This is a genomic window from Micromonospora rubida, from assembly GCF_009908295.1.
In the GTDB taxonomy this organism is placed as follows: Bacteria; Actinomycetota; Actinomycetes; order Mycobacteriales; family Micromonosporaceae; genus Micromonospora; species Micromonospora rubida.
Genome location: NZ_JAAALO010000001.1, coordinates 523,413 through 543,097 on the forward strand (window position 1 = coordinate 523,413; position 19,685 = coordinate 543,097).

At 75.9% G+C, this 19,685-nt stretch carries 12 protein-coding genes; 6 read left to right on the forward strand and 6 right to left on the reverse strand.

What is annotated here, in order from left to right; genetic code table 11:
* Window positions 1-201: 201 nt before the first annotated feature.
* Complete coding sequence (locus GVV04_RS02205) at window positions 202-1,860, reverse strand: FAD-binding dehydrogenase (RefSeq protein WP_161684041.1); 1,659 nt, start codon at window positions 1,858-1,860, stop codon at window positions 202-204.
* Window positions 1,861-1,996: 136 nt separating this feature from the next.
* Here GVV04_RS02205 and GVV04_RS33800 point away from each other — a divergent pair, with 136 nt between their 5' ends.
* Entirely contained in the window at window positions 1,997-3,190 is a 1,194-nt protein-coding gene (locus tag GVV04_RS33800) for a helix-turn-helix domain-containing protein (RefSeq protein ID WP_161684042.1), read from the forward strand.
* A 158-nt stretch (window positions 3,191-3,348) separates the two neighbouring features.
* Here the strand turns inward: GVV04_RS33800 and GVV04_RS02215 are convergent, their stop codons facing one another.
* The 5 genes from GVV04_RS02215 to GVV04_RS02235 are packed head-to-tail and all read right to left on the reverse strand — an operon-like array spanning window position 3,349 to window position 10,788.
* Window positions 3,349-6,246, reverse strand: coding sequence for a DUF5682 family protein (locus GVV04_RS02215; RefSeq protein ID WP_328822199.1), 2,898 nt, complete (start codon window positions 6,244-6,246; stop codon window positions 3,349-3,351).
* Window positions 6,247-6,299: 53 nt separating this feature from the next.
* A complete protein-coding gene (locus GVV04_RS02220; protein ID WP_161684043.1) occupies window positions 6,300-7,412 on the reverse strand; it encodes an ATP-binding protein in 1,113 nt (370 codons plus the stop codon).
* Window positions 7,413-7,424: 12 nt separating this feature from the next.
* Window positions 7,425-8,873 carry a VWA domain-containing protein gene (locus GVV04_RS02225; protein ID WP_161684044.1) on the reverse strand — a complete coding sequence of 483 codons (1,449 nt, stop codon included), beginning with the start codon at window positions 8,871-8,873 and terminating at the stop codon, window positions 7,425-7,427.
* Window positions 8,870-10,285: a hypothetical protein gene (locus GVV04_RS02230; protein ID WP_161684045.1), complete on the reverse strand. Its 1,416-nt coding sequence runs from the start codon at window positions 10,283-10,285 to the stop codon at window positions 8,870-8,872. The genes GVV04_RS02225 and GVV04_RS02230 overlap by 4 nt, the downstream gene beginning before the upstream one ends.
* Complete coding sequence (locus GVV04_RS02235; protein WP_161684624.1) at window positions 10,285-10,788, reverse strand: hypothetical protein; 504 nt, start codon at window positions 10,786-10,788, stop codon at window positions 10,285-10,287. Before GVV04_RS02235 ends, GVV04_RS02230 begins: the two co-directional genes overlap by 1 nt.
* Window positions 10,789-11,173: 385 nt before the next feature.
* Between GVV04_RS02235 and pgi the strand changes: the two genes are divergently transcribed.
* The 5 genes from pgi to GVV04_RS33805 all read left to right on the forward strand — a co-directional run bounded on the left by pgi (window position 11,174) and on the right by GVV04_RS33805 (window position 19,635).
* Window positions 11,174-12,811, forward strand: coding sequence for a glucose-6-phosphate isomerase (gene pgi, locus GVV04_RS02240; RefSeq protein WP_161684046.1), 1,638 nt, complete (start codon window positions 11,174-11,176; stop codon window positions 12,809-12,811).
* A gap of 205 nt (window positions 12,812-13,016) precedes the next feature.
* Window positions 13,017-15,716 carry a class III lanthionine synthetase LanKC gene (gene lanKC / locus GVV04_RS02245; protein ID WP_201752794.1) on the forward strand — a complete coding sequence of 900 codons (2,700 nt, stop codon included), beginning with the start codon at window positions 13,017-13,019 and terminating at the stop codon, window positions 15,714-15,716.
* A gap of 6 nt (window positions 15,717-15,722) precedes the next feature.
* Window positions 15,723-15,842 (forward strand): SapB/AmfS family lanthipeptide, encoded by a 120-nt coding sequence (locus GVV04_RS02250; RefSeq protein WP_117669281.1) that lies wholly within the window; start codon window positions 15,723-15,725, stop codon window positions 15,840-15,842.
* A gap of 74 nt (window positions 15,843-15,916) precedes the next feature.
* The gene (locus GVV04_RS02255; protein ID WP_161684047.1) at window positions 15,917-17,638 is read left to right on the forward strand and encodes an ABC transporter ATP-binding protein; all 1,722 of its coding nucleotides are present in this window, start codon (window positions 15,917-15,919) and stop codon (window positions 17,636-17,638) included.
* Window positions 17,635-19,635 (forward strand): ATP-binding cassette domain-containing protein, encoded by a 2,001-nt coding sequence (locus tag GVV04_RS33805; RefSeq protein WP_161684048.1) that lies wholly within the window; start codon window positions 17,635-17,637, stop codon window positions 19,633-19,635. The genes GVV04_RS02255 and GVV04_RS33805 overlap by 4 nt, the downstream gene beginning before the upstream one ends.
* Window positions 19,636-19,685: the final 50 nt, after the last annotated feature.

Below are 19,685 nucleotides of genomic sequence, written 5' to 3' on the forward strand. Positions count from 1 at the left end.
CTGACATGCGTCTATCGCCTGGTCAATATCCATTACGGTCATACTCCGCGCCGATTCCCCGATCGCGGCGCGGCGTCGGAGCTGCCCGCCGCCGACGGGTCGCGCGGCTCCCGGCGGTCAGGCGGTAGCGCGGCTCGCGGCGGTCAGGCGGTCGGGGCGATCAGGCGGCCACGGCGGTCGCGGTCGCGGCGGCCACGGCGGTCAGGCGGTCGCGGCGGCCACCGCCCGGCCGGCGGCCCGGCCGGAGAAGAGGCAGCCGCCGAGGAAGGTGCCCTCCAGGGAGCTGTAGCCGTGCATGCCCCCGCCGCCGAAGCCGGCCACCTCGCCGGCCGCGTACAGGCCGGGCAGCGGCTGCCCGTCGGCCCGCAGCACCCGGCCGTCCAGGTCGGTGTGCAGGCCGCCGAGGGTCTTGCGGGTGAGGATGTTGAGCCGGACGGCGATCAGCGGCCCGGCCGCCGGGTCCAGCAGCCGGTGCGGCGGGGCCACCCGGATCAGCCGGTCGCCCCGGTACGCCCGCGCCCCCCGGACCGCGGTGACCTGGGCGTCCTTGCCGAACGGGTTGGCGATCGCCCGGTCCCGGGCCTCGACGGTCCGGCGCACCTGCGCGACGTCCAGGCTCGGGCCGCCGTCCGGGGCGACGAGGTCGTTCATGCCGGCGACCAGGGCCTCCAGCGTGTCGGCGACGACGAAGTCCGCGCCGTGCTCCAGGAACGCCGCCACCGGCGCGGGGGTGCCCGCGCGGGCCCGGTCGACCACCTGCCGGATGCTGCGGTTGGTCAGGTCCGGGTTCTGCTCCGAGCCGGAGAGCGCGAACTCCTTGGCGATGATCTTCTTGGTGAGCAGGAACCAGCTGTGGTCGTGGCCGGTGGCGCGCAGGTGGCGCAGCGTGGCGAGGGTGTCGAAGCCGGGGAACAGCGGCGCCGGCAGGCGTCGGCCGGTGGCGTCCAACCACAGCGAGGACGGCCCCGGCAGGATCCGGATGCCGTGCTGCGGCCAGATCGGGTCCCAGTTGCGCAGCCCCTCGACGTAGTGCCACATCCGGTCGGGATTGATCACCTGCCCACCGGCGGCCTCGGTGATGCCGATCATCCGCCCGTCGACGTACGCCGGGACGCCGGAGACCATCCGCTTCGGCGGGCTACCGAGCCGGGCCGGCCAGGCCGCCCGGACCAGGTCGTGGTCGCCGCCGATGCCGCCGGAGGTGACGACGACGGCCTGCGCCGCGTACTCGAACTCGCCGACCTCGATCCGGGAGCTGGGCGCGCCGCGCGGGGCGTCGCTGGGCTCCAGCACCGCCCCGCGCACCCCGGTGACCGCGCCGCCGGCGGTGACCAGGCCGTCGACGCGGTGCCGGAAGCACAGCCGGACCCGGCCGGCGTCCACCGCCGCGCGCAGCCGGCGGGCGAACGGCTCGACCACCCCGGGGCCGGTGCCCCAGGTGACGTGGAACCGGGGCACCGAGTTGCCGTGCCCGTCGGCCGCGCCGCCGCCCCGCTCGGCCCAGCCGACGACCGGGAAGATCCGGTGGCCCATCGACCGCAGCCAGGCCCGCTTCTCCCCCGCCGCGAAGTGCACGTACGCCTCGGCCCACCGGCGCGGCCAGTGGTCCTCCGCGCGGTCGAACGCGGCGCTGCCCAGCCAGTCCTGCCAGGCCAGGTCCACGGAGTCACGGATGCCCATCCGCCGCTGCTCGGGCGAGTCGACCAGGAACAGCCCGCCGAACGACCACCACGCCTGCCCGCCGAGGTTCTGCTCCGGCTCCTGGTCCAGCAGCAGCACCGTCCGGCCGGCGTCGGCCGCCTCGGTGGCGGCGACCAGGCCCGCCAGTCCGGCCCCGACAACGATCACATCCGCGTCCATGCCGGAACCCTACGAACCATGGTGCCAAAATCGGTGGTACGCCGACGCAGGATCGGCCCCGGCATTTGTCACCCGGGTGACAAGGATTGCGGCTGTGGTGCCGCACATCGTCGGCGGATCGGGAAGGCGGGCGACCGTGGCGGACACCCTGGAAGAGCTGGAGCCCCGCCTCGCCGGGCTGCCCCGACACGTCGGCGAGCACCTGCGGGCGGTCCGGCCGCTGCTGCACGAGGAGACCCTCGACAGCGTCCGGGCCACCATGCGGGCCCAGGGCCGCTCGCTGACCGGCGGGCAGGGCCGGGGCCTCGCCCTGGGCGTGGAGACCGCCGTCGACGCGTTCGTGGCGGCCGTCGCCGACCCCGGCCGGCCCCTCGCCGACACCCGGCGGGTCTTCCACGACCTCGGCCGCACCGAGTACCAGGAGGGGCACCGCGTCGACGCGCTGCGCTCGGTGCTCACCGTCGGCGCCCGGGCCCTCTGGGCGTTCCTCGTCGCGCCCGAGCGGCCGGACCGGCTCGCCGCCGACGAGCTGTACCTCATCGCCGCCGCCCTGTTCGGCTACACCGACACCCTCGCCGGGGCCGCCGCCGAGGGCTACCTCGACGAGCAGCGGGACGCCGCCCACGACTGGACCGTGGTCCGCCGCCGACTGATCACCCTGCTCGTCCAGCCGGACCCGCCCGGCGACGCCGCGCTGCACGCCGCCGCCGAGGCCGCCCGGTGGCCGCTGCCCGGCACCGTCGCCGTGGTCAGCGTCGACGGCACCGACGACGAGCACCTCGCCCGCGCGCTCGGCGGCGGCGCGGTGGCCACGGTCATCGACGACGTGGTCCGGATCGTGCTGCCCGACCCGGGCGCCCCGGGCCGCCTCGCCCACCTGCGCCGGGCGTTGACCGGCCGGCGGGCGGCCCTCGGCCCGACCGTGCCGCTGCGGCAGGCCCGCACGTCGTACCGGCTGTCCCGGCGGGCGCTGCGCCTGCAACGGGACGGCGTGCTGCCCGCCGACGGCGTGCTGGACTGCGACGCGCACCTGCTCACCCTGCTCACCGCCTGGGAGCCGGGGCTGACCGACCGGCTCGTCGCACGGGCGCTGGCGCCGCTGGCCCCACTCGGGCCGGCCGCCCGGCGGGCCCTCGCCGACACGCTCGCCGCCTGGCTGGACACCCAGGGCCAGGTGGTCGAGACCGCCCGGCTCCTGCACACCCACCCGCAGACCGTCCGGTACCGGCTGCGCCGGCTGCGCGAGCGGTACGGCGCGCAGCTCGACGACCCGGACACCCGGCTCGCCCTGCACCTCGCGCTGCGCCACCACCTGGGCCGCCGCCCCTGACCGCCCCGCCGCTCCGCCCCGGACCAGCCCGACCGCCGACCCGACCCGACCGGCCATCGCCTGCCGGGCCATCGCCTGCCGGGTCGGGGTCCGCCGGTCATGGTCCGCCGGGTCGGATCAGCGGTCGGGGTCCGCCGCTCGTGGTCTGCCGGGTCGGGTCAGCGGGCCGGGGCGAGCAGGGTCTCGACCTCGGCCGTGGTGGCCGGGTGCGCGGCGAGCAGAGCGATCACCTCCGGATCGACCGCCGTCGCGGGGCCGGCCGGCGGCTCGCCGATCCGCCACTCGCCGGGGCAGCCGAGCAGGTCGGCCACGGCGTCGCAGGCCGCCGGGTGGCCGACGAGCAGGTCGACCACCGGCCCGGCCGGGGCGGACACCTGCGCGGCGGCGGGCGACGCGACCGGTCGGGCCGCCCACGGCGGCACCCACGCGTCCAGGGCGGGCAGCGCGGCGGGGAACGTCCGGCCGGCCTCGCGGACCAGCGTCGGCACCAGCTCGCCCGCCTGGTCGCGCAGGGTGGTGATCAGCGTGGGCAGCCAGGGCAGCAGCACCGGGTCGGGCAACCGGGCGAACGCCGTGGACATCAGCTCGACCACGAACGGCGCCAGGCCGGGCACCGGCTCCAGGGCCTGCACGAACCCGCTGAGGTACTGCGGGAACGCCGGCACCACCAGCGGGTTGGCCAGCAGCTCCACGGCGCGGGCCCGCAGCTCGGCGAGCGGCAGCAGGCCGAGCTGGTGCTGGGCGGCCCAGTGCAGCGCCACCCGGGCCGGCGCCTCCGGCCGGGACTGCCCAACGGCCAGTTCGAGCTGGGCCCGGTCGCAGCCGAGCGCCAGCGCGAGGCTCTCCATGCTGAACAGGAAGCCCAGCATGGCGGCCACCTGCCGGACCCCCGCCTCGGCGTCGACGAACGCGGTGGGCAGCAGGGTGCAGTAGTGGGCGTAGCCGGTGGTGACGAAGGCCGCGCACCAGGCCGGCAGGTCCGGCTCGGTGGCCCGGTAGTGGGCCAGCAGCCGGCGGATGCGGCGCAGCACCTCCGGGGCCTCGTCGACGGTCCGCTCGGCGGCGAGCAGCTCCACGGCACGGGCGCCCAGCTCATTGACGAGCCGGCGGCCGTCGAGCAGCAGGATCGCGTCCTCGACCGCCTCCAGCGCGACCGCCGCGGTGGCCTGCGGCCCCCACGCCCGGCGGCGCAGCCGCTGTTCGAGGACCTGCTCGACGGTGACGCCCTCGTAGCCCAGCTCGATCAGCCCGCGCTGGTGCCGGCCGAGCGCCAGGTCCCAGCTCTCCTGCGCCGAGCGCTCCCCCAGCCGCCGCTCGCCCATGATGGGGCGGACCGCGTCGCGGGGCAGCAGGTGGCGCAGCCGCCACAGCAGGTCGGAGCAGGGGACCACGGCCGGCTGGTTCTGGAGGTCCAGCAGGGCCCGCTGGATGGTGCGCTTGTCCAGGTCGAGCCCGAGCGGGGCGAGCCGGTCGAGCACGTCGCGGGCCAGCGGCGGCAGGGCTTCGTAGCCGACCTGGCCGATCCGGTCGCCGCCGAGCAAAATCTCGCAGAGCCGGCGGACGTCCCGCCGGCCCGGCACCACGTCCTTCTCGATGCAGGTCACCGCCGCGTCGGCGAAGTCGTACGGGGTGGGGCGGGCCCGGTTACGCAGCCCGGCGAGCAGGATCGACGTCTCGAACACGGCGATCGCGTCGGCGGTGCTGGCCAGGTACCCGTTGCGCCGGGCCAGCCGGACGATGTCCACGCACCAGCCGCGCAACTCCGCCTCGTCGAGGTCGTCGAGGACCGGCGGGCGGGCCAGGAAGCCCGACAGGCGGTCGGTCACCGGCTCGTCGGCCACCGCGACCGGGGCGGCTGCCCTGCGCGAGCGTCCCAACGCGCGCTTGCCGCCCTGCTGGCCGGCGAGCCGGAACGGGGCCGCACCCGAGCGGGACACCGCCTTGGCCCAGGTGGCGGCGGCGATGGACACCGAGCCGGGTGCCAACCCGAACTGCGCCTCGATCGCCGAGTGGCTGGACGGGATCAGCCCGTACAGCCAGCGGGTGGCGGTGCGCGGGCTGATCTCGTACGCCGCCGCGTCGGGGCCGGTGCCGAACTGCGCGACGGGGCTGGCCGCGTGGAACGCGCCGCAGACGTACAGGCAGTCGACCGGGTCGGCGCCGGAGGCGGCCAAATGCTCCCGCATCCGGGTCCACATGTAGCGCTCGCGCTCCTCGTCGCGGTCGAGCCGCTCGGCGTCGGCCGGGCGCAGCCGCCGGAACAGGCTGCCGATCAGCACCATCACCTGGCGGTACGTCTCGTGGTCGGCGCCGACGAGGGGCTGCTCGACGTACTGGTCCCACCACTCCGACCAGTGCCGCACCTTGCCGTGGTGCAGCAGGTACGCCTCCAGCTCGGCGAAGCCGGGCCGCAGGTCGCCGATCTCCACGCCGACGGCGTCGCCGTGCAGCGCCGCCTCCTCCTCGTGGGTCGCCGCCGCCTCTTGCGGCGCCCCGTCGGCGGGGCCGCCCGCCCCGCCACCACCCTCGACAGGCTCCCGGGGCGACCACTGGAACACGTGGTCGACCGAGCGGTCCACCAACACCAGTTCCACGCCGGGGGTCTCCAGCGCGTACGCGATGGCCTGGTACTCCGCCGACGCCTCGGTGATCGGGGCGACGACGCTCAGCGGCGCCCACTCGACGGGGAACCCGTCGAGCTTCGAGGCGAACGCCTGCACCGCCACCGGCAGCCGGCAGTTGCGCAGCTCCCCCAGCAGGGGTTGCAGGTCCTCGCACAGCTCCAGGTAGATGACCTTCGGCCGCTTCGCGCGCAGCCGGCGCACCATGGCCAGCGCGGAGGCCGGCGAGTGGTGGCAGACCGGGAAGATCTCCAGCCGCTCGCCGAGCGCCCGGTCGACGTCGTCGATCATCCCGGTGAGGATGCCGGCGAGCGCCCCCGGGCTGTCGGCGAACGCCTCGGCGGCGTCGGTGAGCTGGTCGCGCAGCCCTCGGAACGCGCCGGACGCGGCGTCGGCGGCCGGGGACCCACCCCCGGCGGCCCCGGCCGACGGGATCGCCCCGAGGGGCGGTGCTGGGGTCGCGCCGGGTGGCGCGGTCGTCGGGCCGGTCACGACAGGTTGGCGATCGCCTGGCGGCCACCGTCGAGGAAGCCCGCCCAGGAGCCGCCGTCCTTCTTGGCCCGGGGCTCCACGACGCCGTGCAGGTACTTGTTGAAGATCGCCAGGTCCTCCGGACTGCGCCGGGCCAGCGAGCCGACCAGCGAGCCGGCGAGGGTCTCGGCGCTCAGGGTGCGGTCGCCGAAGAACTGGCTGTGCAGGATCGCGTCCTCCAGCACGCCGATCTGCTCGGCGGTGGACAGCGCCGACTCCAGCTTCTCGTCGTCGCTGGTGGCCGAGGCGGCGGCGGCCCGCAGGTCCGCGAAGCTCTGCAGCAGGATGTCCAACAGGGTGGGCGGGACGTCCAGCTCGATGCTGTGCCGGCGCAGCAGCTCCTCGGTGCGGAACCGGACGATCTCCGCCTCGCTGCGCTTGTTGGTCACCACGGGGATACGGACGAAGTTGAACCGCCGCTTCAGCGCCGAGGACAGGTCGTTGACTCCCCGGTCCCGGCTGTTGGCGGTCGCGATGATGGAGAAGCCGGGCTTGGCGAAGACGATGTTGTCGTCGTCCAGCTCGGGGATGGAGACGTACTTCTCGGACAGGATGGAGATCAGCGCGTCCTGCACGTCGCTGGTCGAGCGGGTCAGCTCCTCGAACCGGCCGATCACCCCCTGTTCCATCGCGGTCATGATCGGCGATGGGATCATCGAATCCCGGGACTGCCCCTTCGCGATCACCATGGAGACGTTCCACGAGTACTTGATGTGGTCCTCGGTGGTGCCGGCGGTGCCCTGCACGACGAGGGTGGAGTTGCCGCAGATCGCGGCGGCGAGCAGCTCGGCCAGCCAGCTCTTGCCGGTGCCCGGGTCGCCGATCAGCAGCAGGCCCCGGTCGGAGGCGAGGGTGACGATGGCCCGCTCGACGAAGCTGCGGTCGCCGAACCACTTCTGGGCGATTTCCCGGTCGAGCCCGTCGGCCCGCTCGGAGCCGAGCACGAACAGCCGCACCATGCGGGGGCTCAGCCGCCAGGAGAACGGCTTCGGGTCGGTGTCGACCGACTCCAGCCAGGCCAGTTCCTCGGCGAACTTGACCTCGACGGGGGCGCGCAACATCTCGGACATGTCAGGGGTCTCCTAGGTGAGGAAGTTCTTGAGCTCGAAGACGAGTTTGCGGATGTGGCCGGAGATGACCGGGGTGCCCAGGTCCTTGAGGCGCTGGCGGAACCAGGGGTTGACGATCTGGCTGCCGGAGCTGTTGACCGAGCCGACCGGGATGAACTTCACCCCAGAGCGGTGCACCGCCTCGATGCCGTCGAAGAGCGGCTGCGAGCGGCTGAACTCGTAGAAGTCCGAGATCCAGACCATGACGGTGTTGCGCGGCTCTGTGATCTTGGGTCGGGCCATGGCCATCGCCACCGGCCCGTCGTTGCCGCCGCCGAGCTTCGTGCGCAGCAGCACCTCGAACGGGTCGTGCACCCACGGGGTCAGGTCCAGCGCCCGGGTGTCGTACGCGATGAGGTGCACGTCCACCTTGGGCAGCCCGGCGAAGATGGACGCCAGGATGGTGCAGTTGACCATCGAGTCGACCATCGAGCCGGACTGGTCGACCACCACGATCAGCCGGGCCGGGGTGGTGCGCCGAGCGGTCTGCCGGTAGTAGAGCTTGTCGACGTAGAGGCGCTGGTCCTCCGGGCTCCAGTTGGTGAGGTTCTTCCAGATCGTGCGGTCCAGGTCCAGGTTGCGGAACACCCGCTTCGGCGGCACCGACCGGTCGATGGTGCCGACGCTGGTCTGCTCGACCTGGGTGCGCAGCACCTCGGCGACCTCGTCGACGTACCGGCGGATCAGCGCCTTGGCGTTGGCCAGCGCCACCCCGGACAGGTTGGACTTGTCCCGCAGTAGCTGCTCGATCAGCGACATGCTCGGGGTGAGCTTCGCGGCCAGCTTCGGGTCGGCGAGCACCTCGCGCAGGTGCATCCGGCGTACCAGGTCGCCCTCCAGGCCGGCCAGCACGCCGCCCAGCCCGTTGCCGGCCCCGGCCTGCCGGCGCAGCTCACCCGGCTCGCAGCCGAGCGCCCGCTCGAACCAGCCGGCGTCGGACTGCCACCGGGCGAGCTGACTGGCGCTGACGCTGCCCCCGCCGGTGGCGAAGACGTTGAGCAGCAGCTTGGACACCAGCGCCGCCCGCCGCACCTCGGCCTCCCCCGCCGGGGCCGACTCGGCCTCCGCCAGGGCCGGCTCGTCGTCCGCCGGGGACACGGGAGTCGGACCCGCCGCCGGGGACACCGCGCCCGGCCCGCCCGTCGCCGGTGGGGTGGCGGTGGCGGGGGTGAGCAGGCCGTCCAGCTCGGCGGCAAGGTCGGGGAAGCGCTGCACCACGGTGTCGACGGACACCGACGGGTCCAGCAACGCGGCCGGCAGGCCGAGGTCGTCGACGACGGCCACACTCGCCGCCTCCAGGGACGGCTGCTCGTCGGCGGGGTCGAAGAGCTGGGCCAGCAGCCGCCAGTAGAGCACCTGCCGACGGTTGGCGTCGGGGTTCACCTGCGCGCCTCCTCCGGGCGCCTCGGGGGTCGCATTCATCGGCGCAGCAGCCGTCCGGCGCGTTCCCGCAGCACGGCGACGGAGTCGCCGGCCTTCGCCTCGGCCTTGGCGACCTTCGGGTCGGTGGGGCCCTGCGCCCAGTCGCCGTTGTGCGCGGCGACCGGGGCTCGCTTGACCGTGGCCTGCACGGCGAGCGGCTGCACCGTCCACCGGCCGTCCCAGCGCAGCAGCCCCAGGCAGGCCGTCGAGGCGGCGACCAGGGCCGGGGTGAGCGGGCCGCAGGCCGGCAGCCGGTCGACGTCCACCGCGACGCGTTCCCCGTCGACGGTGAACCGGAGGCCGCCGTCCTCGCCGGTGTCGACGGCGTACCCCTCCAGCAGCACCGGCTCGGCGACGGCGACCGGGTGCCGACGAAGCGGCGGGACCGGCGCGGCGACCGCGGTGGGCAGCAGCACCCGGGCGGTGGCGAACGGGTCGGCCGGCTCGCCGGGGCGGGCCTGCCCGTCGCGCCACCACAGGTCGCCGCCGGACAGCGGGAGGTCGGTCACCTCCAGGCTGCGGTGCTCGGCGAGCGCGCCCAGCAGGACCGGGTGGTCGGTGAGCAGCCGCCACAGCGCCGGCCCGACGATGGTGTCGACCTTGGTGGCGGTGACGCCGGTGCGCACGAGGCGGGCCGGGCCGCCGTCGGCCGGTTCGAGGACGGCGTGTGCCTGCACCTGGACGGCGGTGGCGTGCTCGTGCACGTCGACGCCGAGCACCAGCAGCCGCCCGGAGACGGTCTCGACGCCGGCGGCGGACGGGTCGGGTACGCCGGCGGCGTCCTGGGCGAGCAGCACGGCGCGGGCCCACAGGTCGGCCCAGCGGCGGGCCGGCACCGCCGGCATCGTGGCCACCGGGCAGGACGCGCGCAGCTCGGCGGCCAGGCCGTCGAGGAGGACGGCCAGCCGACGCAGCGCCGGGACGGCGAGGGTCGCCTCGACCGGCCGGCTGCCGGCCGCGACCAGGTCGTGGTCGACGCCGCGCCAGCCGGTGATGGCCAGCTCGGTCAGCCAGGACCGGGCGGCGGACAGCGGGGCCACCGCCTCGGCGGGCAGCGGGCCGGCGGGCGGGGTCGGCTGCGCGGCGCGTTCCCGGCCGAGGGCGGCGTCGGCCCCGGCGAGCAGGGCGTCGTGCGCCGCGCCGAGCAGGGCGGTGCGCGCCCCCGCCAGGGCGGCCAGGTGCTCGTCGGCCAGCGACCCGGCGGTGAGCTTGGCGACCGCCTCGGCGACCCGGTCGCCGAGCGGGGTGGCGGCCAGGGCTGCGGCGAGGTCGCCGAGCGCGGCGGCCTGCGCCTCGCCCACCCGGGCCAGGCCGGCGACGAGCGCGTCGTCGAGGCCGGCGACCAGGTCCAGGGCCGGGGCGAGACCGGCCGGCGCGGCGTCGCGCAGCGCGGTGAGCTGTGCCCCGCGCATCAGCGGCCCGCCCCGGTCGCCGGGAACCAGTCCAGCTCGGGCAGCGGGCCGTCGGCGGCCGGCAGCTCCAGGTAGGCCAGGTGGCGCAGGAACCGGCTGAACACCACCGCCGCCGGGGTCGGCTCGTGGTGGCCGTCGAGCCGGCGGGCCAGGTCGACGCCGGTCTGCACCCCGTCGGTGACGTCGATGCGCAGGTACCGGCCGACGCGCTCGACGCCGTACTGGAGGACGGCCTCGTCGAGCAGGGCGTGCAGGTGCTTGCAGGGCGCACCGCGCAGGCCGCCGCACGGCCGGTTGTTGTTGGTGGAGCAGTTGAACCCGTGACTGCCGGCGACGATCGAGGAGACGTAGACCCGCTCGATGTCGGAACCGCTGGACACCACCCCCTGCAACCGGCCGTCCGCCAGCTCGACGAAGGGGACCTTCGCCAGCTTGCGGGGGCGCACCGCGCGCAGCACCGGCGCGAGGCCTCGCCGCTCCCACGGGACGTGCTCCGTCTCCAGCACCTGCGACCTCCGCACCCGGTGCGTCCGCGGGCGCACCGACTCCGCGCCGGCGACGGGCCGGCGCACGACAAAAAGGGGGTGGCGGGCGTGACGACCCGCCGGAACCGGGGCCACCGGGCGCCCGTCCTGAGAAAGATCTTGCCTCAGGGGTACGACAGGAAACGCCGCCCCCCGGGACAGGATCGGCGCGCCGGGGCGGACCTGCACACCCCGCCCCCGGCGCGGTGCTGGCCCCGCCCGCCGGGGGCATCGCCCGGGTGGCCTGAGCCGGCCCGGGGTGCGACACGTCCCGGCTGGTGGCAATCTGGCCCGGGCGGGCCGGCACACACAGTACGGTGACGGCCGCGCAACGGTTGAGCAGGTGCGGGAGGAGAGCCGGAGAATGGCCGAGGAGATCACCACCACCGACGAGTGGCGGGCGCTGGCGGCGCACGCGGAGCAGGCCCGGGACGCGCACCTGCGCGACCTGTTCGCCGCCGACCCGGACCGGGGTGAACGCCTCGCCGGTGAGGTGGCGGACCTGCACGTCGACTGGAGCAAGAACCTCGTCACCGACGAGACGCTCACCCTGCTCGCCGCCCTGGCGCGGCGGGCCCGACTGACCGACCGGATCGCCGCGATGTTCTCCGGCGCGCGCATCAACGCCACGGAGGACCGGGCGGTGCTGCACACCGCGCTGCGCCAGCCCCGGGACGCCTCGCTCGACGTGGACGGCCGGGACGTGGTGGCCGACGTGCACGAGGTGCTGGACCGGATGGCGGCGTTCGCCGACCGGGTCCGCTCCGGGCAGTGGGTCGGGCACACCGGCGGGCGGATCCGCACGGTGGTCAACATCGGCATCGGCGGCTCCGACCTCGGGCCGGTCATGGCGTACGAGGCGCTGAAGGCGTACCGGGACGCCGGGATCTCCTGCCGGTTCGTCTCCAACATCGACCCCACCGACATCGCCGAGGCCACCGCCGACCTGGACCCGGCGAGCACCCTGTTCGTGGTGGTGTCGAAGACGTTCTCCACCCAGGAGACCCTGGCCAACGCCCGGCAGGCGCGCGACTGGCTGCTGGCCGGCCTCGGCGGCGACGACTCGGCCGTGGCCCGGCACTTCGTCGCGGTGAGCACCAACGCCGACCGGGTACGGGACTTCGGCATCGACCCGGAGAACATGTTCGGCTTCTGGGACTGGGTGGGCGGCCGGTACTCGCTGCCCTCGGCCGTCGGGCTGTCGGTGATGCTGGCGGTCGGGCCGGAGCGCTTCCGCGAACTGCTGGGCGGGTACCACGCCGTCGACGAGCACTTCCGGACCACGCCGGTGGAGCGCAACGTGCCGGCGCTGCTCGGGCTGCTCAACGTGTGGTACACGAACTTCCTCGGCGCGCAGACCCACGCGGTGCTGCCGTACTCGCAGTACCTGAACCGGTTCCCGGCGTACCTGCAGCAGCTCACCATGGAGAGCAACGGCAAGTCGGTGACCCTGGACGGCACGGCGGTGTCGTACGACACCGGGGAGATCTTCTGGGGCGAGCCGGGCACCAACGGCCAGCACGCCTTCTACCAGCTCATCCATCAGGGCACCCGGCTGGTGCCGGCGGACTTCATCGGGTTCAGCCGCCCCCGGCACGACCTGGACGACATGCACGACCTGTTCATGTCGAACTTCTTCGCGCAGACCGCCGCGCTGGCCTTCGGCCGGACCCGGGAGCAGGTCGAGGCGGAGGGCACCCCGGCCGAGCTGGTGCCGCACAAGGTGATGCCGGGCAACCACCCGACCACCTCGATCACCGCCGCCGAGCTGACCCCGGCGGTGCTCGGCCAGCTCATCGCCCTGTACGAGCACATCGTGTTCACCGAGGGCGCGATCTGGGACATCAACCCGTTCGACCAGTGGGGGGTGGAGCTGGGCAAGGTGATGGCCAACCAGCTCGCGCCGCTGCTCACCGGGGACGAGGCCGACCTGTCCGGGCTGGACTCGTCCACCCGCGCCCTGATCGCCCGGTACCGGGCGCAGCGGCACGCCGCCGGCTGACCCGCACCGACCCGCGCCGAGCCGGCCGACGCCTCCGTGGCGTCGGCCGGCTCGTCCCGTTCCCGGCCGGCTCCCGGCTCGTCTTGGCCCGTTCGCGCAGGTCGCATGGCTCCACGCTGACTTTTGTCACCCCGACCCGTGTAACACGCATTCGACTTCGTGACTTAGTGCACTGGGGTTGGGTGGGTCCCTCCCACGAGACTCGATGCATCGCCGGAGAACGGAACCGGCCGGGATCGCGGAGGGGGCCACGGTGGACGAGCGCTACGACAACTACTGCGCCGCTGACCGGCTCTTCTACGACTCGCTCGGCAGCGCGGTCGCGCAGCCGGCCTTCGCCGCCGCCGAGCGGGACGTGCCGGCGGGCTGGCGCCGCGAGCCGCTCGACGACTGGCTCATCCACGCCCCGGAGGGCGGCTCGCTGCCGCAGCAGGGCTGGAAGATCCACGTGTCGGCCACCCTCGCCAACGCCGAGCGGGTGCTCGACGCCGTGTGGGCGTACTGCGTGCCGCGCGGGCTGTCGTTCAAGTTCCTGCGCGGCCCGCGCACCCTGCTGCTGCGCAACTCCAAGTACGCGTCCCGCTCGGCCAGCGGCAAGTTCGTCACCATCTACCCCCGGGACACCGCCGAGCTGGAGCTGGCCTGCAAGGAGCTCGACGCGCTGCTCGCCGGGGAGGCGGGGCCGTACATTCTCAGCGACCTGCGCTACGGCGGCGGCCCGGTGCACGTGCGATACGGCGGCTTCGCCCGCCGCTACTGCCTATCCCCGGACGGGCAGGTGGTCCCCGCGATCGCCGACGGCGCCGGCACGCTGGTGCCCGACCGCCGCGACCCGGTGTTCCACCTGCCGGACTGGGTCACCCTGCCGGACTTCCTCGCCCCGCACCTGGCCGCCCGAGGCGCCACCAGCACCACGGAGGTGCCGTACCGGATCGAGAAGGTCATCCACTTCTCCAACGGCGGGGGCCTGTACGTGGGCCGGGACCTGCGCACCGACACCGAGGTGGTGCTCAAGGAGGCCCGCCCGCACGCCGGCCTGGACGCCGACGGCATCGACGCGGTGGCCCGGCTGGAGCGGGAGGCGACCGCCCTGCGCCGGCTCGCCGACCTGCCCCAGGTGCCCGCCGTGCACGACGAGTTCGCCCTCGGCGAGCACCGCTTCCTGGCCCTGGAGTTCATCGAGGGCCGGGCGCTGAACAAGGTCGTCGTCGACCGGTACCCGCTGATCGACGCCGACGCCACCGAGGCCGACCGGGCGGCGTACGCCGACTGGGCGCGGGACGTCCTGACGCAGGTCGAGGCGATCGTCGCCGCGATCCACGAGCGCGGCCTGGTCTACGGCGACCTGCACCTGTTCAACATCATGGTCCGCCCCGACGACCGGGTGGCGCTGGTCGACTTCGAGGTCGCCGCGCCGATCGAGGGGCACCGCCGGCCGGGGCTGCGCAACCAGGGGTTCGCCGCGCCCGGCGACCGGACCGGCCCGGCGGTCGACCGGTACGCCCTGGCCTGCCTGCGCCTGGCGCTGTTCCTCCCGCTGACCCAGCTCGTCCGGATCGCCCCGGACAAGGCCGCGCACCTGGCCGACGTGATCGCCGAGAGCTTCCCGGTCCCCCGACCGTGGCTGGCCGAGGCCGTCGCCGAGATCACCGGGACCGCCGCGCCCACCGCCACCGACCGAGAGGCCGGTGCCGGTGCCGGGGCCGCCGCCGGGGCCGCCGCCGACCCGCTCCGGTACGACCTCGACGGCGACTGGCCCGAGGTGCGACGGCGGATCGCCACCGCCATCCTCGCCAGCGCCACCCCGGACCGCGACGACCGGCTCTTCCCCGGCGACATCGCGCAGTTCCACACCGGCGGGCTCAACCTCGCCCACGGCGCCGCCGGGGTGCTGCACGCCCTGGCCGTCAGCGGCGCGGGCCGCCGCCCGGAGCACGAGGACTGGCTGGTGCGGCGGGCCACCGCCCCCGCGTCCGGCACCCGGCTGGGCTTCTACGACGGCCTGCACGGGGTGGCGTACGCGCTGGAGCACCTGGACCGCCGGTCCGACGCCCTCGACGTGCTCGACATCTGCCTGCGCCAGCCCTGGGCCGAGCTGGACCTGAGCCTGGCCAGCGGCCTGTCCGGGATCGCCCTGAACCTCGCCGAGCTGGCCGGGCGCACCGGGGAGACCGGGCTGCGCGACGCCGCCGACGAGGTGACGGCGGCCGTCGTCGAACGGCTCGCCGACGACCCCGGCCCGGACATCAGCGGCGGACGCAACCCGTACGCGGGCCTGCTGCGCGGTCGCAGCGGGGCGGCGCTGCTGCTGCTCCGGCTGCACGAGCTGACCGGCAACCCGGCCCTGCTGGACCACGCGGCCACCGCGCTGCGCCAGGACCTGCGCCGGTGTGTGGTGCGCCCGAACGGCGCCCTGGAGGTGAACGAGGGCTGGCGGACCATGCCGTACCTCGGGCAGGGCAGCGTCGGCATCGGGCTGGTGCTGGACCAGTACCTGCGCCACCGCGCCGACGAGCGGTTCGCCGAGGCGAGCGCCGGGGTGCGTCGCGCCGCCCGGTCCCCGTTCTACGCCCAGTCCGGCCTCTTCGCCGGGCGGGCCGGGATCATCGCGTACCTGGCCACCCTGACCGACGACCCGGTGCAGCGCCGCGAGCTGGACGCGCAGTTGCGCCGGCTCGCCTGGCACGCCCTGCCGTACGGCGACGGCACCGCCTTCCCCGGCGAGCAGCTCCTGCGGCTGTCCATGGACCTGGGCACCGGCTCCGCCGGGGTGCTGCTGGCGCTGGCCGCCGCGCGGCACGACGAGCCGGTGGCCCTGCCCTTCCTCGCGCCGCTGGCCGGCGCGCCGAGACTCCCTCGCACCGGCGAGGGCGACCCTGACCGCACTCACCACGGAAGGAGGTGAATCGACATGGCGCTCCTGGACCTCCAGGGCCTCGAGATGGCCCCGGCCGACCGCACCGGCGGCGGCTCCAGCGCGAGCCTGCTGCTCTGCGGCGACAGCTCGCTCTCCATCACCACCTGCAACTGACCGGGTCGATCCGCGGCGCCCCGGGTGGACCTGACGGGTCCACCCGGGGCCGCCCGCCGTTCGAGGGGGAACCGATGCGTACGGGCGACGGGCTGTTGCGGCGGGTGGTCCGCGACGCCGGGGGGTGGACGGTCGCGCTGGCCACGGTCACACTGACCGGCGCCGTCGCCGAGCTGCTGCTGCCGGCGGTGCTCGGCCTCGCCGTCGACGCGGCGCTGACCGGCGGCACCCGGTGGTGGCCGGCCGCCGCCTGCGCCCTGGTCGTCGTCCTGGTCGCCACCGACACCCTCGGCGACCTGGCCAGCGGGTACGGCGCCGCCCGCGCCACCGCCCGGATCCGGGAGCGCCTGCTGCGGCACCTGTTCGCCCTCGACGTGCGCGCCGCCCGCCGGCACCCGGTCGGTGACCTGGTCGGCCGGCTGGTCGGGCAGGCCGCCGACGCCGGTCAGGCCGGCACCGCCGTCGTGTTCGGCGCGATCGCGGTGCTCCCCCCGCTCGGCAGCGTCGTCGCGCTCACCCTGATCGAGCCGGTCCTCGGGGTCACCCTGCTGGCCGGGCTCGTGTTGCTGGCCGGCCTGATGCGCGCGTTCGTCACCGACGCCTCGGCCGCCACGGCCGGCTACCAGAAGGCCCTGAACTCGATCGCCGGCCGGCTGCTGGAGTCCCTGGCCGGCGCCCGGACCATCGCCGCCGCCGCGACCCGCGGCCGGGAGGAGCAGCGGATTCTCGCCGCGCTACCGGAGCTTCGCGGATACGGCCGGCGCGGCTGGGAGCTGCTGGCCCGGGCCAGCGCCCGAACCGCCGCCGTGGCGCCGCTGCTGCAACTGGGCGTGGTCGCCGTCGGCGGGTACGCGCTGGCCGCCGGCTGGCTCACCCCCGGCCAGCTCGTCTCGGCGGTCCGCTACGCGGCCACCGGCGCCGGGCTGGGCGCGGTGCTGGCCACCCTGAACCGGCTGGTGCGCAGCCGCTCCGGAGCCGCCCGGGTCGCCGAGCTGCTGGCGTACCCCGCGCCCGCCGACGGCGACCGGCCGCTGCCGCCGGGCCGTGGGGCGCTGCGGCTGAGTTCGGTGAGCGTGTACGCCGACGACGGCCGGCCCGTCCTCGACGGTGTCGACCTGACCGTCCCGGCCGGGGCCACGGTGGCCGTGGTCGGACCGTCCGGCGCCGGCAAGTCCACCCTCGCCGCCGTCGCCGGACGGCTGCACGACCCGGACGCCGGCGAGGTGCGTCTCGACGGGGTGCCGCTGCCCCTGCTGCGCCCGGACGCCCTGCGCCGGGCCGTCGGGTACGCCTTCGACCGGCCGGCGCTGGTCGGCGCGACCGTGCACGACGCGATCGGGCTGGCCCTGCCCCCGGACGGGGCCGCGCCACCGGCCGACGGCTCCCCGGCCACCCACGCCGTACGGCAGGCCGCCGAGGCGGCGGCGGTCGCCGACGTCGTCGACCGGCTGCCGGCGGGTTTCCGCACCCCGCTGGCCGACACGCCGCTGTCCGGCGGCGAGGCCCAGCGGCTCGGGCTGGCCCGGGCCTTCGCCGCGGCCGACCGGCTGCTGATCCTCGACGACGCCACATCCAGCCTGGACACCGTCACCGAGCACCGGATCGCCCGGGCGGTGGCGGGGCAGCCGGGCGAGCGGACCCGGCTGGTGGTCACCCACCGGGTCGCCACGGCGGCGGCGGCCGACCTGGTCGCCTGGCTCGACGGCGGCCGGCTGCGCGCCCTCGCCCCGCACCGGCGGCTCTGGGCGGACCCGGCCTACCGGGCGGTCTTCCGCGCCGACGGGCACGGCGGATGAGCCGCCGGAGACTCGACACGAGCCACCGGGGCCTCGGCACGAGCCGCCGGAGCCTCTTCACGAGCCACCGGGGCCTCGGCACGAGCCGCCGGAGCCTCTTCACGAGCCGCCGGGGCTTCCGGGTCAGCATCCGGGGCGGCCGCCGGGGCGACCCGGGCACGGCCCGAGCCGGGGTGCGGCAGGTGACCTGGGCGGCGCTGCGAGCCCGCCGGCCGGTCGTGGCGCGGCTCGCCGGCTGGTCGGTCGTCGAGGCGCTGCCGGCGCTGCTCTCCGGCGTGCTGGTCGCGCGGGCGGTCGACGAGGGCTTCCTGGCCGGCCGACCGGGTGTGGGCCTGGGCTGGCTGGGGCTGCTCGCCGGGGCGGTGCTCGTCGGCGCGGTGGCGACCGGCCGGACGTACCGGAGCCTCGGCGCGGTGGTCGAGCCGTTCCGGGACGACCTCGCCGCCCGGGTGGTCCGGGCGGCCCTGCGGGACGCCACCCGGGCCGGCGGACGCGCGGACAGCGCCTCGGCGGCCCGGCTGACCCACCAGGTGGAGCTGGTCCGGGACACCTTCGCCGGTCTGCTGCTGGTGACCCGGGGCTTCCTGTTCGCCGCCGGGGCGGCCCTGCTGGGGCTGGTCGCCCTGGACCCGGTGGTCGCGGCGTTGGTGGCCGCGCCCCTGGTCGCCGGGCTGGCCGTGTTCCTCGGTGCGCTGCCGGCGATGGCCGGGCAGCAGCGCCGGTACGTCCGCGCCGGCGAGGAACTGGGCCGGGCCGGCGCGTCCGCGCTGTCCGGACACCGGGACGTGCGGGCGTGCGGGGCGGCCGGGCGGGTCGTCGCCGACGTGGGCCGGCGGGTGGCGGACCAGGCCGCCGCCGAGCGCGTCCTGAGCCGGATGTCCGCCGTGCGCAGCCTCAGCCTCGGCGTGGGCGGCTGGCTGCCGCTGGCGGTGCTGCTGCTGGCCGCGCCCCGGCTGGTGGACCGGGGCCTGACCGCCGGCGCGGTACTCGGCGCGCTGATCTACGTCTCCACCGGCCTCCAGCCCGCCCTGCACGCCCTGGTGCAGGGCCTCGGCGGGGGCGGCCTGCGCTACGTGGTCACCCTGGACCGCATCCTGCGGACCTGTCCGGACCCCCAGGACGAGCCCGACCCCCAGCGCGACGTCCCGTCGCCGGGGGGCGCGCCGGCCGACCGTCCGGACGAGCAGGCACCGTCAGCGCCGGACCCAGGCCCGGGCCCGCCGGCCGGGTTGGCCGGGTTGGCCGGCACCGGGCCGGCCGTGCTGGTGCGCGGGCTGACGTTCCGCTACGGCGCGGCGGCGCGGCCGGTGCTGGCGGACGTCACCCTGAGCCTGCCCGCCGGGGAGCACCTCGCCGTGGTCGGGGCGAGCGGGGCGGGCAAGTCCACCCTGGCCGCGCTGCTGTCCGGGCTGCTCGCCCCGCAGGCCGGCACGGTGCTCCTGGGCGGGGTCCCGGTGGCCGGCGCCCCGCCGGCCGCGCTGACCCGGCTGCGGGTGCTGGTGCCGCAGGAGGCGTACGTCTTCACCGGCTCGCTCGCCGACAACCTGCGCTACCTGCGCCCGGAGGCCGACGACGGCATCGTGGCGGACGCCGTCGACGCCCTCGGGGCGGGGGCGCTGGCCGCCCGGCTCGGCGGGCTGGACGGGGCGGTGACGCCGGGCGCGCTCTCCGCCGGCGAGCGGCAACTCGTCGCCGCGGTGCGCGCGTACCTGTCCCCCGCCCCGCTGGTGATCCTCGACGAGGCGACCTGTCACCTGGACCCGGCGGCCGAGGCGACGGTGGAGGACGCGTTCGCCCGCCGGCCCGGCACCCTGGTGGTGATCGCGCACCGGATCAGCTCCGCCGTCCGGGCCCGCCGGGTGCTCGTGGTCGACGGCGAGCGGCCGGTGGCCGGCACCCACGAGGAGCTGCTAACCCGGTCGGCGACCTACCGGGAGCTCGTCGGGCACTGGGACGACCGGCCCACGCCGGCACCGGCACCGGCCCGGCAGGGCTGACCCACCCGCCCTGCCTCACGCGCCCGTTCCGCCCTGCGCGCCCGCCCCGC

What these genes read in the sequence shown, in the direction of transcription:
- GVV04_RS02205 (WP_161684041.1), bottom strand. Translation starts at nt 1,860, where the DNA reads ATGGACGCGGATGTGATCGTTGTCGGGGCCGGACTGGCGGGCCTGGTC.
- GVV04_RS02220 (WP_161684043.1), bottom strand. Translation starts at nt 7,412, where the DNA reads ATGTCCGAGATGTTGCGCGCCCCCGTCGAGGTCAAGTTCGCCGAGGAA.
- GVV04_RS02225 (WP_161684044.1), bottom strand. Translation starts at nt 8,873, where the DNA reads ATGAATGCGACCCCCGAGGCGCCCGGAGGAGGCGCGCAGGTGAACCCC.
- GVV04_RS02230 (WP_161684045.1), bottom strand. Translation starts at nt 10,285, where the DNA reads ATGCGCGGGGCACAGCTCACCGCGCTGCGCGACGCCGCGCCGGCCGGT.
- pgi (WP_161684046.1), top strand. Translation starts at nt 11,174, where the DNA reads ATGGCCGAGGAGATCACCACCACCGACGAGTGGCGGGCGCTGGCGGCG.
- lanKC (WP_201752794.1), top strand. Translation starts at nt 13,017, where the DNA reads ATGCATCGCCGGAGAACGGAACCGGCCGGGATCGCGGAGGGGGCCACG.
- GVV04_RS02250 (WP_117669281.1), top strand. Translation starts at nt 15,723, where the DNA reads ATGGCGCTCCTGGACCTCCAGGGCCTCGAGATGGCCCCGGCCGACCGC.
- GVV04_RS02255 (WP_161684047.1), top strand. Translation starts at nt 15,917, where the DNA reads ATGCGTACGGGCGACGGGCTGTTGCGGCGGGTGGTCCGCGACGCCGGG.
- GVV04_RS33805 (WP_161684048.1), top strand. Translation starts at nt 17,635, where the DNA reads ATGAGCCGCCGGAGACTCGACACGAGCCACCGGGGCCTCGGCACGAGC.